The following is a 13,093-nucleotide window of genomic DNA, read 5'->3' as shown; positions in this document are numbered from 1 at the left end:
CATCAACGGGCGCTGTCGAGCACGGTAGCCGACACGGTCGGCACCGTTTCGGCGTCCTCGGCGATCTGCCGCGGTGCCGGCTCGGCCACGGCCACGCCCAGGTAGCGCTGCATCAGCTCCTGCACGATCGGGCTCTTGCCGGCGAAGCCTTCGATCGACTTGCCCAGTGACACGGCCTTGACCAGGTTCTCGAACATGCCGCCGTCGCCGCCGACCAGATCGATGTCGGCGTTGCGCAGTGCGCTGGCGATGACGTTGGCGTTCTCGCGCGACACTTCCTTGCCCGCCTCGATCGAGGCCAGCGCCTGCTTCAGGCTGTTGTCCAGCATCATGCGGAACTCTTCGTGGCCACGCGCCTGGTCGCTCAGCGAAGCGATCGCCTCGAACTTGCGCACCAGGCCCTCGGCCTCGGCCAGCAGCTTCTTCTGTACCACACCGGCCTCGGCGTTGCCCAGCGATTCGGTGGCCGTGGCACGCGCCAGGCCCATCTTTTCTTCGCCCTGGGCCTGCGCCTGCAGCGTCTCGGCCAGCACACGGGCCTCGTTGCTGCCCTGCTTCAGGCTGGCTTCGGCCTTGGCTTCGATCACGCGCGCCTCGGCAATACCGACCTTCTCGATGGCCAGTGCCGAGGCCTCGCGCACCTGCGCCTCGGCCAGGCCCGGTGCGGCCTGTTCGGCACGCAGCGCGTCGGCCAGCAGACGCTTGGCTTCGGCCTGCTTGCCGGCCGCTTCGTGCTCGGCCTGGGCCAGCGTGGTCAGTTCCACCGCACGGTGCTTGGACGCGGTTTCGCGCGCCTGCGCCTCCTTCACTTCGCGCACCAGCGATTCCTGCGCCTTGGCTTCGGCTTCCAGGATCAGCACCTGCTTCTGGCGGTCGGCCTCGGAGACCTCGCGCACTTCCTTGATGCGCTCTTCTTCCTGCGCCACGGTCTTGTCAATGGAGATGCGTTCGCGGGTGATGTTGGCCACGTCCATCTTGCCCTGCTCGACCACCTTGTCACGCTCCACGCCCTGCAGCTGCACTTCGCGGTCGGTGGTGACCTGCTCCAGCTGGCGGGCGCGCTCGACGCGCTCGGCTTCGATGGCCACCGCGCGCTGGCGGTTCTGTTCGGCCACTTCCACCTCGCGCAGGCGGTTCTGGTCACGGATCTCGATCAGCTGCTGCGCTTCGATGCGCGCGTTCTCGGACAGCTGGCGCTGTTCTTCCTGCACCTTGGCGGTCTCGGCTTCCTCGCGCGCGCGGATGGTCTCGATCTCGCGCTTCTGGCGCGCCTCGGCTTCGGCCTGCTGGCGCTCCAGCGCCAGCAGCGCTTCACGTGCCTCCACGTTCTTCTTGGTGATGGCGAGCTTCTCGTTCTGCTCCAGCTCGTTGGTCACCACATTCTGCGCAGCGGTCAGCTCGGTGATCTTGCGGATGCCCTGCGCATCGAGGATGTTGAACTGGTCCAGCAGCGACTTCGGCGTCTGTTCCAGGTAGTCGATGGCCACGTCTTCGAGCACATAGCCGTTCAGATCGTTACCGATCACCGCGATGATCTCGTCGCGGAATTCCTGGCGCTTCTCGAACAGTTCGGTGAAGTCGAACTTCTTGCCGACAGTTTTCAGCGCCTCGGAGAACTTGGCGTTGAACAGCTCGTCCACGGCATGCTTGTCGGATGCGCGGTCGGCGCCGATGGCCTTGGCCACGCGCAGCACGTCGGCCTGGGTCTCATTGACCCGCAGGTAGAAGGCCACGGCGATGTCGGCCCGCATGTTGTCGCGGCAGATCAGCCCTTCCTTGCCGCGGCGGTCGATCTGCAGGGTGATCAGGCTGATCCGCATCAGCTCGGCGCGGTACAGCACCGGGATGATCAGTGCGCCGGTGAAGTGCACCTTCGGCGTGGAACTCATGTCGTTGACGATCAGGGCCACACCCTGGTCGACCTTGCGGTAGAAGGCCTTGAACAGCCCGGCCAGGCCGAGCAGGCCGACCAGCAGGACGGCCACGCCGATCAGGAAGGGGGCCATGGTTGCCAACGTCATCAGTGATTCTCCTTGTTGCCCGGAAGCAGGTTGTCCTGGAAATCGAGGGCGACCGCGTCGGCGCGGACCACCCGGTAGTAGTGCTTTTCGGCCACGTGCTCTACCAGCACGATGCGCTCGCCACGCTGCAGTTCGATGTCGCTGCGAACCTGCAGGACCAGCCCGGCGCCACCGTCGTCGACCGTGGCGTGGCCGCTGCGCGCGTCCACCTTCGGCGAGGCGACCTCGCCGATACGCCCCAGCAGCGAGGTCTGGGCCACCGGCCGCAGGCGCAGCAGGAACCGACGGATCGGGCGCAGCAGCAGTGCCGTCAGCGGTATCGCCGGCAGTGGAGCGAGCACGGCCACGAGCGCGCCGAACCCCCAGCGCAGCAGGTCCGGCAGTGGCAACAGTACGAACAGATGGATGAAGTAGGTCAAGGCCCAGCCGAAGAAACCCAGCAGGGTGACCACGACCATGACCGGCACGCCGCCCAGGCCGAAGCGCTGCAGCAGGGCCGACAGGCCGCTGAGATCGTTGCCGCCGTCCAGCGCGCCGTCGGCGCCGAGGTCGCCGAATCCGTCATCCACCAGGCCAAACGCGGCAAGCCCCCAATAGACCAGCGCTACCGCCAGCACGATGCTGTACGGCAGGGTCGGGAAACAAAACACCACGGTGAGGAATTCCTGCATCGCTTGCCTTCCTGGGCTGAGGGCGGCGGTCGCCCGTTCGGGACGCGCAGAACGCGCCCCGTCGATCCTCGCGCCTGCCTTCACGGCAGGCGCTGAGGACCATCCTATGTGAAGAATGCGTGCAGGCTCAAATCCGGTGGTAGATGACGACGAATAGTGACGCCAATCACTCCAGAACCGTGCAGTCCGCGCGGCGCACTTCCTCGACGAAGGTGCGCATCTTGTAGCCATCCTTGATGCCCGGCTCCAGTTCGATGCCGCTGGAGACGTCCACGCCCCACGGCAGCGTGGCCAGCACGGCATCGTAGACGTTGTCGGGGTTCAGCCCGCCGGCCAGCAGGAACGGCCGGTGCAGCCCGGTCGGGATGCGACCCCAGTCGAAGGCCACGCCGGTGCCGCCACCGCCGCCCGGGGCGTGGCTGTCGAACAGGAAACCGGCCGCGCTGGGATAGCGCAGCTGCAGGGTGCGCGCGTTGACCTCCTCGCGCCCGCCCATGGCAATGGCCTTCAGGTAGGGCATGTTGAAGCTGCGGCAGAAGCTCTCGTCTTCCTCGCCATGGAACTGCAGCAGGGTCGGCCGCACCGTGCGCAGCACCTCGCGTACCTCTTCCTTGCTGTTGTTGCGGAACAGGGCCACCACATCGACCATCGGCGCGATCGCCTGGCGCATCGCGCGCGCCTCGGCCGGGGCGACCCGGCGGCTGCTTTCACGGGCGAAGATGAAACCCACCGCGTCCACGCCCAGCTCACCGGCCAGGCGGACGTCGCCGGCACGGGTCATGCCACAGAACTTGATGCGCGTACGGTAGTAGGAGCGGCTCATAGCGTGACCTCGGCGGGCAGATGCCAGTTGTCGGGGTACAGAGGCCCAAGGAACACCAGGCCCTGTGGCGGTGCGGTGGGACCGGCTACGGTACGGTCGCGCCCGGCCAGCAGTTCGGCGATCCAGTCCACCGGTTTCTCGCCGCTGCCCACCAGGATCAACGAACCGACGATATTGCGGACCATGTGATGAAGGAATGCATTGCCCTGCACAGCCACCTCGATCACCTCGCCGTGGCGGCTGACCTGCAGCGACTGCAGCTCGCGGCGCGCGTGCAGCGCCTGGCACTGCACGGAGCGGAACGCGCTGAAGTCGTTCTCGCCAAGCAGGGCCTGGCCGGCAGCGTGCATCAGGGTTTCGTCCAGCGCCCGGCGCTCCCAGCTCAGGGTCTGCCGATCCAGCGCCGGCCGCACCTCGCGGTTGAGCAGGCGGTAGCGGTAGCGCCGCGCACGCGCCGAGAAGCGGGCGTGGAAATCGTCGGCCACCGGCACGCACCAGCGCACCGCGATCGAACGCGGCAGGCGGGTGGTGGTGCCCAGCATCCAGGCACGTGGATCACGCACCACCCCGGTATCGAAATGCACGACCTGGCATTGGCCGTGCACACCGGCATCGGTGCGACCGGCGCAGACCACCTGCACCGGCGCATCGGCCACCGAAGACAGGGCCTGTTCAAGGCTGGCCTGCACGCTGGGGCCACCTTCTCCCAGGTTCTGCCACCCCCTGAAATCGCTGCCGTCGTATTCGACGCCGAGCGCGTAACGCATGTGCTACCTCGATGTTGCAGATGGGACGGCGCTCAGGCCGGATCGCGTTCCGACCAGACCGCCAGTTCGTTGCCACCGGGCTCGACGAACTGGAAGCGGCTGCCCCCCGGGAAGGAAAACACCGCGCGCACGATCTCGCCGCCGGCGGCGCTCACTGCGGCCTGCACCGGCAGCAGCTGGTCGGCGTACAGCACCAGCAGCGGCGCGCCGCTTTCACTGGCCTGCGCAGGTTGGCCGCGGAAGAACCCGCCCTGCAGGCGGCCATCGTCGAAGGCGGTGTAGTCGCTGCCATAGTCGACGAACGACCAGCCGAACACCTTCTCGAAGAAGGCACGGCTGGCCGCCGGATCGCGGGAGGCGAATTCAACGTAGTCGATGCGGCGCTCGCGGCTCATGGCAGGGTCCTTGTTGGCGGAATCGGTCACGGCAGACGGGCCAGCAGTTCGCGTGCCTGGTTCTGGCAGTGCAGGTCGCCGCCTTCGGCCACTTCCTGCAGCAGCATGCGGGCGGTCTGCGCATCGCCCAGGTCGAGATAGGCGATGGCCAGCTCCAGCCGCTCCTGGCCGGCGCGTGGCGACCAGCCGGCATCACTGCCCGGTACGGCGACGTCTTCGTGCGCGGCCCCGGCCGGCAGCTCATGCAACGCCGTGCTGGAATGCGCGTTGTCCTGCGCCTCGGCCGGCAGATCAAACACGCCGCGGAACTGCGGCTGCTGTTCGGCCTGCAGCGCGTAATCCGGTACCGCCACCTCAACGGGGGCCGCCGGCGCGTCCGGTTCATCCAGCACGGATGCAACCGGCACCCCGTCGTCCTGTGCGGCCACGGGCTCGTCCCAGCGTGGCAGATCGGTCACCGCCGCAGGCAGTTCCACCACCTCGTCATCGCGCAGCGTCTGCGCCTGCCATTCGGCCGGAGCAGCGGTGCCGGCGACCGGTTCGCCGCCCACCTCGTCCTGCACCTCGGCCTCGGTCGCCCAGGCCGGCATCGCCGGCTCGTGGCGGCCTCCGTCGGCCACCGCCGACGACCAGGAGGACTGCTCGGCCAGCGTATCCAGCGCCGCACCGGCCGGTACCGCTGCGGCCAGACCGGCGGCATCGTCTTCTTCGCGCAGCGGCGGCAGCGGCGACGGCTTGCGACGGCGCAGCAGCCAAGCCGCGGCGGCCGCCAGCAGCAGTACCGGCAGGCCCAGCCAGTACCACGGGGCGGCCGCGTCGCGCGATTCCGGAGCCTGTGCCAACCGCTGCTGTGCGGCGGCCAGGTCGTTGTCCTTCATCGCGATCAGCGATTGCTGCTGTTCCTTCAGTTTTTCCAGATCGGCCACACGCTGCTTCAGCTCACCAATCTCGGCATCGCGGGTGGCGATGTCCTCGCGGGCCTGGCGCAGTTGTTCGTTGCCCAGCATGTCACCCTCGCTGCCGGCACCAGTGCCGGTGGTTGTGCCCGCGTGCGCAGCGTCGGAGGCCAGCGCCGGGGCGATTTCAAGTCGTGCCCCGTTGGCCGCAGCCGGGGAGGAAGCGTCTGCTGCGGCTGCCTTGGCAACCGGTGCGACGGTGCCGGCGGGCTGCGGCACGGTACGTGCCTGGCGCCACTGCGCGGTGTGCTCGCGCACCAGCGCGGCGGCCTCGCCTGCGTCGATCGCGGCCACTGCATCGGTACCCGGCATGCGCAGCACCGCGCCCTGCTTGAGCAGATTCACGTTGCCGCGGATGAAAGCCTCCGGATTGGCACGCAGCAGCGCGATCATCGCGCGATCGCGGCTGACCTGGCTGCCGCGCGCGACCGTGGCGGCGATCTGCGACAGCGTCTGGCCGCGCTGCACGGTGAGGCTGCCATCGGCCGCAATCGATGCCGATGCCGATGCCGATGCCGAGCGCGATGCTGCCGGCGCCGCCGCTGCACGGGCCGGTTCGGCCTGGGTAGCCGGCGTGGGGGCTGGCTCACGGGCGATGGTGTTGGACAGGGTCCCTGCCGGGGCAACAATCTCCGGTTCGGCAACGGCCAACGCACTGGCCGGCGCGTCAACCAGCGCCGAATACTCGCGCACCAGCCGGCCCTGGCCCCAGTCGGCCTCGATCAGGAAACTCAACGACGGGGCCTCGACCGGCGCCTGCGAAGTCACCCGCACCACCGCCCTGCCCTGCGCATTGCGGGTCAGCTCGAACTGCAGCTCGCTGACCAGCCCGCTGGGCCGCTGCAGGCCGACACGTTCGAAGGTGACCGGCGAGGCCAGCGCCACGCGCAGGTTCTCCAGCTCGGAGGGGTCGGCCGAGACCACCGGGATCTCGGCCAGCAATGGCTGGCCGGGCTTGGACAGGACACGGATGTCGCCCAGACCGAGGGCGAGCGCCGAACTGCTGGCCAGGGCCAGCAGCGCAGCGGAAAGATAGGTGAGCGGACGCTTCGCGCCCTTGGCCCGTTTATTCATGGGCGACACTATAAAGCGTGCGGACCGGGGTCCGCACCCACCGATGGCGAGCCTTCGGCACTGCTGGTCGCTGGCCGGCAGCACCACATGCCCATCATTGAAGGCAATGCCGGCCAGCGGCCGGCACTACCGCAGTGATCAGCGCGCTTCGGCGGCGACCAGCTCGGCCAGCTGCACGGCGTTCAACGCTGCACCCTTGCGCACATTGTCCGACACGATCCACAGGTTCAGGCCGCGCGGGTGCGACAGGTCCTCACGGATACGGCCAACGTACACCGCGTCGGTGCCCGAGGCATGGGTGACCGGGGTCGGGTAACCACCGGCTTCGTGGCGATCCACCACTTCGATGCCCGGCGACTGCTCCAGCAGCGCGCGCGCCTCGGCCACGGTGACCTTGTCACGGGTCTCGATCGCCACCGACTCGGAATGACCGTAGAACACCGGCACGCGCACGGCGGTCGGGTTCACCAGGATGCTGTCGTCGCCGAGGATCTTGCGGGTTTCCCACACCAGCTTCATCTCTTCCTTGGTGAAGCCGTTGTCCTGGAAGTCGTCGATATGCGGGATGAGGTTGAAGGCGATCTGCACCGGGAAGCGCTGCGGATCGATCTCCTGGAAGCTCAACAGCTGGCCGGTCTGCTTGCCCAGTTCCTCCAGCGCCGAACGGCCGCCGCCGGACACCGACTGGTAGGTGGAGACGTTGATACGCTCGATGCCGTACTTGCGGTGCAGCGGCGCCAGCGCCACCAGCATCTGCATGGTCGAGCAGTTGGGGTTGGCGATGATGCCGCGCGGGCGGTTGCCGATCTGGTCCGGGTTGACCTCGGACACCACCAGCGGCACGTCATCGTCGTAACGGAAGGCCGAGGAATTGTCGATCACCACCGCACCGGCGGCGGCGAACTTCGGCGCGTACTCCTTGGACACGCTGCCACCGGCCGAGAACAGGGCGATCTGGACACCACTCGGATCGAACGTCGCCAGGTCCTGGATCTTGATCTTCTGGCCGTTGAACTCGACTTCGCCACCGGCCGAACGCTCCGAAGCGAGCAGGCTCAGGGTGCCGACCGGGAAATCACGTTCGGCCAGGATGGCCAGCATGGTCTCGCCGACCGCACCGGTGGCGCCGACGATGGCGACGTGGAAACTGCGCTGTGCATTGCTCATGGGGGAACTCTCACGAAAACGGGAATGGGAAAATCGTGCACGACAGCTGGGTTCGGGGAACCTCCTCAAGCGGGACGCGCGGAGGTTCCCTATCGTTTGCCGGTTTTTTTGCCCAGGGTCACGCGCGCAGCCAGGGCCGCGTCCGCGTTGATCGCGCTCGGCATATGCGCCGCGTCACCGGCCAGACCGAGGCCGGCCAGCAGGTTGTCCACGGCCAGCTGCACCATCGCCGTACGCGTGGCCAGCGAGGCGCTGCCGATATGCGGGGTCAGCACCACGTTGCGCAGCGCCAGCAGTTCCGGGCGCACCGCCGGTTCGCCCTCGTAGACGTCCAGACCGGCGGCAGCCAGACGGCCGTTGGCCAGCGCATCGGCCAGCGCCAGCTCGTCAACGATGCCACCGCGGGCGATGTTCACCAGGGTGGCCGAGGGCTTCATCTTCGCCAGCGCCGCCGCATCGATGATGTGATGCGAGGCCGGGGTGTACGGCAGCACGGTAAGCAGGTGGTCGGACTGTGCCAGCAGCGTGTCCAGGTCCACGTAGGATGCGCCGAGCGCGGCCTCGGTCTCGACCGGCAGGCGCGAACGGTTGTGGTACAGCACCTTCATGCCGAAACCGTGGGCACCACGGCGGGCGATGCCCTGGCCGATGCGGCCCATGCCGAGAATGCCCAGCGTGCTGCCGTGGATGTCGGCGCCGAGCATGGTCTGGAACGACCACTGCTGCCACTGCCCTTGGCGCAGCCAGCGCTCGGATTCGGTGATGCGGCGCGCAGTGGCCATCAGCAGCGCGAAACCAAGATCGGCCGTGGTCTCGGTCAACACGTCCGGCGTGTTGCTGGCAAGGATGCCGGCGGCGCTCAGCGCATCGACATCCAGATTGTTATAGCCGACGCCGACATTGGCGATCACCTGCAGCTGCGCAGCGTCGGCCACCTGGGCCGCACCGATGCGCTCGTTGAGGGTGATGATCGCGCCATCGGCGCCGGCCAGCTGTTCGGCGATCTGCGCAGGCGACCAGGCGGTAACGGTGTCGGTGACGCGCAGCTGCACGCGATCGCGCAGCGGCGCGATGGCCGCGTCGATCAGCGGCTGGCTCACCCACACCGTCGGCCGCGTGTCAGCCATCGATGCGCCCGGGAATGCGCGGGGTGATCGTGCCGACATCGCCGCACTGCGCGCGATGGCGCAGTGCCTGATCCATCAGCACCAGCGCCATCATCGCCTCGGCGATGGGGGTGGCGCGGATGCCGACGCAGGGGTCGTGACGGCCGGTGGTGACCACCTCGACCACGTTGCCGGCGGTATCCAGCGATGGGCCCGGCAGGCGCAGGCTGGAGGTCGGCTTCAGGACGATCGAGGCGACCACCGGCTGGCCGGTGGAAATGCCGCCGAGGATGCCGCCGGCATGATTGCTGGCAAAGCCCTGAGGAGTCAGCAGATCACGGTGCTCGGTGCCCTTCTGCGCAGCGCTGGCAAAGCCATCGCCGATCTCCACGCCCTTCACTGCATTGATGCTCATCAGCGCGGCGGCGAGGTCGCCATCGAGCTTGCCGTAGATCGGTTCGCCCCAGCCCGGCGGCACGTTGTCGGCCACCACGTCCACGCGCGCACCGACCGAGTCACCGGACTTGCGCAGCGCATCCATGTACGCCTCCAGCTGCGGCACCTGTTCGGCGTGCGGCCAGAAGAACGGGTTGTCTTCCACCGCCGACCAGTCGAAACCGGCCGGACGGATTTCGCCCAGCTGTGACAGGTAGCCGCGCACGGTGACGCCGAAGCGTTCTGCCAGCCACTTCTTGGCGACCACGCCGGCGGCCACGCGCATGGTGGTTTCGCGCGCCGAAGAGCGGCCACCACCGCGCGGATCGCGGATGCCGTACTTGTGCCAGTAGCTGTAGTCGGCATGACCCGGACGGAACTGCTGGCCGATGTTGGCGTAGTCCTTGCTGCGCTGGTCGGTGTTGCGGATCAGCAGCGCGATCGGGGTGCCGGTGGTCAGCCCCTCGTACACACCGGACAGGATCTCGACCTCGTCGGCCTCGCGCCGCGCCGAGGTGTGCCGGCTCTTGCCGGTGGCACGACGCTGCAGGTCGTGGGCGAATTCGGCCGCGTCCAGCGCCAGCCCCGGCGGGCAGCCATCGATCACGCAGCCGATGGCCGGCCCGTGCGACTCGCCGAACGTGGTGACGGTGAACAGCTTGCCGAACGAATTGGAGCTCACGGGCGCTGCGCCGCCAGTTCGGTGATGCGCGCGCTGTGCGCGATCAGCTCGCGGCACTCCACTGCGAAGATACCCATCTGGCCGACCTTGAATTCGATCCAGGAGAAGTCGACTTCCGGCAGCAGCTTGATCAGGTGCTGTTCGGACTCGCCCACTTCGCAGATCAGCAGGCCGTCTTCGCTCAGGTGCAGCGGGGCGTCGCGCAGGATCTTCAGCACCAGGTCCAGGCCGTCATCACCGGCACGCAGGCCCATTTCCGGCTCGTAGGAGTATTCCTGCGGCAGGGCATCGGTCTCGTCGTTGGTGACGTAGGGCGGATTCGTGACGATCAGCTCGTAGTGGCGACCGGTCAGACCGCTGAACAGGTCGGACTTGATCAGGCTGACGTTGTGCGCCTGCAGGCGCTCCTTGTTCTCTTCGGCCAGCGACAGCGCGTCATCACTCAGGTCCACGCCGTCCACTTCCCAGTTCGGGTAGTAGTGGCCCATGGCGATGGCGATGCAGCCCGAGCCGGTGCACAGGTCCAGCGCGCGGTGCACATCGCGGCCAGCCAGCCACGGCTCGAAGCCGCACTCGATCAGCTCGGCGATCGGCGAGCGCGGCACCAGGGCGCGCGCATCGCTCTTGAAGCTGAGGCCGGCAAACCAGGCCTCGCCGGTCAGGTAGGCTGCCGGAATGCGCTCGTCGATGCGGCGCTGGAACAGCTCCAGCACGCGCAGCTTCTCGGCCTGCAGCAGGCGCGCCTGGCCGTAGGCCGGGCCGAGGTCGTGCGGCAGGTGCAGGCTGTGCAGCACCAGCTGGGTGGCCTCGTCCAGGGCGTTGTCGTAGCTGTGCCCGAAGGTCAGCCCGGCTTCATTGAAACGGCTGGTGCCGTAGCGGATCAGATCGATGATCGTGTGGAGTTCGGCGGCCGTTTCAGCGGTCATGGCGGTACTGCGGGCAAAGTGGCCCCCGATTATAGGGGCTGGCGTCGGCGCCGGCATCCGTTGCTGAGGAAACGATCAGGCCGCAGCCGGTATAGTGGAGCCCATTTCGCGCGGGGGACCCCATGTTCAATCGCAACGCCGGCATCATCCTGCTGATCGCCTTGGCGGCAGGCCTGGGCCTGCTGGCCGCCCAGCAGGTGTTCGCGCCGAAGCCGCCGGCCAACGCCCCGGCCACCGAAGCGATCACGCTGTACCCGCAGCCGCGTGCACTGCCCGACTTCAACCTGGCCCAGTCCGACGGCACGCGCCTGATTCCGGGCGAACTGAAGGGCCATTGGACCCTGGTGTTCCTGGGCTTCACCTTCTGCCCGGACGTCTGCCCGACCACCCTGGCCGAACTGGCCAGCGCGCAGAACCAGTGGGAAGCCCTGCCCGACACGCTGCGCCCGCGCGTGCTGTTCATCTCGGTCGACCCGGACCGCGACAGCGCCACCCGCCTGGGCGAGTACGTGCACGGCTTCCACAAGGACACCCTGGCCGCCACCGCCGACATTCCTTCGCTGGAGCGCTTTGCCACCTCGCTGGGCTTCGTGTTCCAGAAGGTGCCGGGCAAGCACTTCGACGAGAACCCCGAGGATTACACCGTCGAGCATTCGGCCAGCCTGGCCGTGCTCGACCCGCAGGGCCGCCTGGCCGGCCTGGTACGCCCCCCGTTCAACGCGCCGGCGATCGCCCGCGACCTGCAGAAGCTGACCGAGAAAACCGCCCCATGAGCCTCACCACCGCCCTGACGTATGCCCTGCCCCATCGCCTGCTGTCCTCGATGGCGCGCTCGCTGGCGTACTCGGACGATCCGCGCGTGTCGCGCTGGCTGATCGACACGGTCACCCGCAAGTTCAACGTCAACCTGGACGAAGCGGCCAACCCGGACCCGCGCAGCTACGCCACGTTCAACCAGTTCTTCACCCGTGCACTGAAGCCGGGCGCGCGGGCGGCCGATGCCGATCCGCGCAGCCTGGTGATGCCGGCCGACGGCCGCATCAGTCAGCTGGGGAAGATCGAGGCCGGCCGCATTTTCCAGGCCAAAGGCCAATCGTTCACCGCCGCCGAGCTGCTGGGCAGCGATGAGGACGCCAAGCCGTACAACGACGGCCTGTACGCCACGGTGTACCTGTCGCCACGCGACTACCACCGCGTGCACATGCCGTGGACCGGCACCCTGCGCGAAACCGTGCACGTTCCCGGCCGCCTGTTCAGCGTCGGTCCGGCGGCAGTGAACGGCGTGCCCCGCCTGTTCGCGCGCAACGAACGCCTGGTCTGCCACTTCGATACCAGCTTCGGCCCGATGGTGAGCGTGATGGTGGGGGCGCTGCTGGTGTCGGGCGTGGAAACGGTCTGGAGTGGCGAGGAGATTCCCGCTTACGGCGACCGCATCACCCGCAAGGATTACCGCGGCCAGGGCATCGTGCTGGAGCGCTTCGCCGAGATGGCGCGCTTCAACTACGGCTCGACGGTGATCGTGCTGCTGCCGCCGGGCGTGGCCGAGTTCGCCCCGCAATTGGGCGCCGAAAGCCCGGTGCAGCTGGGTCAGGCGCTGGCCAGGCTGCGCTGACCTGGCTCTTGCCGGGGCACGGAAAGCCGGCCAGCGGCCGGCACTACCGGGTTCGTAGACACTGAATGCCGGCCAGCGACCGGCACTACCGGTACGCGCGTTATTGCAGAGCCGGGGCCGGTCCGACGTCCATGCCGTCGTAGTCCTCTACGCCATGTTCGGCGGCCAGCGCCGCGAATTCCTGATTGCGGCGGTCCAGCGAGGCCTCGTCGTGGATCTCCACGCGCTCCACATGCAGCACATGGAACGGCGCGTCACCTTCTTCCGGTTCCTGCTCGAACAGGTCGACGAAGCTGTAGCCCTGGGCCTGCAGATGCTCGGCCAGGGCCTGCAGCGGCGCTGCGCTGGAGTGGACGAAGAAGTACCCCCACAGCAATGGGCCGTTGATATCCCAGTCGGTGTTTTCGCGGAGGTTGGCAAACAGGTTGCGGGTGGCTTCAAGGTCCATGCGGGTTCCA

Annotated in this window: 13 protein-coding genes; 2 read left to right on the top strand and 11 right to left on the bottom strand. The window is 67.9% G+C overall.

What is annotated here, in order from left to right:
- Positions 1–2: 2 nt before the first annotated feature.
- From LZ605_RS21920 to prmB, 10 genes are all read right to left on the bottom strand, one after another.
- On the bottom strand, positions 3–2,021 hold the full coding sequence (locus tag LZ605_RS21920; RefSeq protein WP_249843324.1) for a hypothetical protein: 2,019 nt from the start codon (positions 2,019–2,021) through the stop codon (positions 3–5).
- Complete coding sequence (locus LZ605_RS21915) at positions 2,021–2,692, bottom strand: OB-fold-containig protein (protein ID WP_249843323.1); 672 nt, start codon at positions 2,690–2,692, stop codon at positions 2,021–2,023. The genes LZ605_RS21920 and LZ605_RS21915 overlap by 1 nt, the downstream gene beginning before the upstream one ends.
- Before the next feature lie 166 nt (positions 2,693–2,858).
- A complete protein-coding gene (locus LZ605_RS21910; protein ID WP_006458876.1) occupies positions 2,859–3,515 on the bottom strand; it encodes a phosphoribosylanthranilate isomerase in 657 nt (218 codons plus the stop codon).
- Complete coding sequence (truA, locus tag LZ605_RS21905; RefSeq protein ID WP_249843322.1) at positions 3,512–4,282, bottom strand: tRNA pseudouridine(38-40) synthase TruA; 771 nt, start codon at positions 4,280–4,282, stop codon at positions 3,512–3,514. Before truA ends, LZ605_RS21910 begins: the two co-directional genes overlap by 4 nt.
- Before the next feature lie 32 nt (positions 4,283–4,314).
- A complete protein-coding gene (locus LZ605_RS21900) occupies positions 4,315–4,677 on the bottom strand; it encodes a VOC family protein (protein ID WP_107231080.1) in 363 nt (120 codons plus the stop codon).
- Between the two features lie 26 nt (positions 4,678–4,703).
- Entirely contained in the window at positions 4,704–6,707 is a 2,004-nt protein-coding gene (locus tag LZ605_RS21895; protein ID WP_249843321.1) for a FimV/HubP family polar landmark protein, read from the bottom strand.
- A gap of 138 nt (positions 6,708–6,845) precedes the next feature.
- The gene (locus LZ605_RS21890) at positions 6,846–7,874 is read right to left on the bottom strand and encodes an aspartate-semialdehyde dehydrogenase (RefSeq protein ID WP_249843320.1); all 1,029 of its coding nucleotides are present in this window, start codon (positions 7,872–7,874) and stop codon (positions 6,846–6,848) included.
- Between the two features lie 89 nt (positions 7,875–7,963).
- Positions 7,964–9,001: a 2-hydroxyacid dehydrogenase gene (locus tag LZ605_RS21885; protein ID WP_249843319.1), complete on the bottom strand. Its 1,038-nt coding sequence runs from the start codon at positions 8,999–9,001 to the stop codon at positions 7,964–7,966.
- Complete coding sequence (gene aroC / locus LZ605_RS21880; RefSeq protein WP_107231084.1) at positions 8,994–10,097, bottom strand: chorismate synthase; 1,104 nt, start codon at positions 10,095–10,097, stop codon at positions 8,994–8,996. Before aroC ends, LZ605_RS21885 begins: the two co-directional genes overlap by 8 nt.
- Complete coding sequence (gene prmB / locus LZ605_RS21875) at positions 10,094–11,023, bottom strand: 50S ribosomal protein L3 N(5)-glutamine methyltransferase (RefSeq protein WP_057495420.1); 930 nt, start codon at positions 11,021–11,023, stop codon at positions 10,094–10,096. The genes aroC and prmB overlap by 4 nt, the downstream gene beginning before the upstream one ends.
- A gap of 122 nt (positions 11,024–11,145) precedes the next feature.
- On the opposite strand from prmB, the gene LZ605_RS21870 reads away from it, so the two are divergent.
- Together LZ605_RS21870 and asd are read left to right on the top strand one after the other, a co-directional pair.
- A complete protein-coding gene (locus tag LZ605_RS21870) occupies positions 11,146–11,796 on the top strand; it encodes an SCO family protein (RefSeq protein ID WP_249843318.1) in 651 nt (216 codons plus the stop codon).
- Positions 11,793–12,635, top strand: coding sequence for an archaetidylserine decarboxylase (gene asd, locus LZ605_RS21865; protein WP_249843317.1), 843 nt, complete (start codon positions 11,793–11,795; stop codon positions 12,633–12,635). The genes LZ605_RS21870 and asd overlap by 4 nt, the downstream gene beginning before the upstream one ends.
- A 100-nt stretch (positions 12,636–12,735) precedes the next feature.
- On the opposite strand, the gene LZ605_RS21860 is transcribed toward asd, so the two are convergent.
- Complete coding sequence (locus LZ605_RS21860) at positions 12,736–13,083, bottom strand: ribonuclease E inhibitor RraB (protein WP_249843316.1); 348 nt, start codon at positions 13,081–13,083, stop codon at positions 12,736–12,738.
- Positions 13,084–13,093 lie beyond the last annotated feature (10 nt).

This window comes from Stenotrophomonas maltophilia (assembly GCF_023518235.1).
GTDB lineage: Bacteria > Pseudomonadota > Gammaproteobacteria > Xanthomonadales > Xanthomonadaceae > Stenotrophomonas.
This window is presented reverse-complemented; position numbering and strand designations above follow the sequence as displayed.

Coding starts and splice junctions, on each gene's coding strand:
- LZ605_RS21895 (WP_249843321.1), bottom strand. CDS start 6,707: ATGAATAAACGGGCCAAGGGCGCGAAGCGTCCGCTCACCTATCTTTCC.
- LZ605_RS21885 (WP_249843319.1), bottom strand. CDS start 9,001: ATGGCTGACACGCGGCCGACGGTGTGGGTGAGCCAGCCGCTGATCGAC.
- LZ605_RS21860 (WP_249843316.1), bottom strand. CDS start 13,083: ATGGACCTTGAAGCCACCCGCAACCTGTTTGCCAACCTCCGCGAAAAC.
- truA (WP_249843322.1), bottom strand. CDS start 4,282: ATGCGTTACGCGCTCGGCGTCGAATACGACGGCAGCGATTTCAGGGGG.
- asd (WP_249843317.1), top strand. CDS start 11,793: ATGAGCCTCACCACCGCCCTGACGTATGCCCTGCCCCATCGCCTGCTG.
- LZ605_RS21870 (WP_249843318.1), top strand. CDS start 11,146: ATGTTCAATCGCAACGCCGGCATCATCCTGCTGATCGCCTTGGCGGCA.
- LZ605_RS21915 (WP_249843323.1), bottom strand. CDS start 2,692: ATGCAGGAATTCCTCACCGTGGTGTTTTGTTTCCCGACCCTGCCGTAC.
- LZ605_RS21910 (WP_006458876.1), bottom strand. CDS start 3,515: ATGAGCCGCTCCTACTACCGTACGCGCATCAAGTTCTGTGGCATGACC.
- LZ605_RS21900 (WP_107231080.1), bottom strand. CDS start 4,677: ATGAGCCGCGAGCGCCGCATCGACTACGTTGAATTCGCCTCCCGCGAT.
- prmB (WP_057495420.1), bottom strand. CDS start 11,023: ATGACCGCTGAAACGGCCGCCGAACTCCACACGATCATCGATCTGATC.
- LZ605_RS21920 (WP_249843324.1), bottom strand. CDS start 2,021: ATGACGTTGGCAACCATGGCCCCCTTCCTGATCGGCGTGGCCGTCCTG.
- LZ605_RS21890 (WP_249843320.1), bottom strand. CDS start 7,874: ATGAGCAATGCACAGCGCAGTTTCCACGTCGCCATCGTCGGCGCCACC.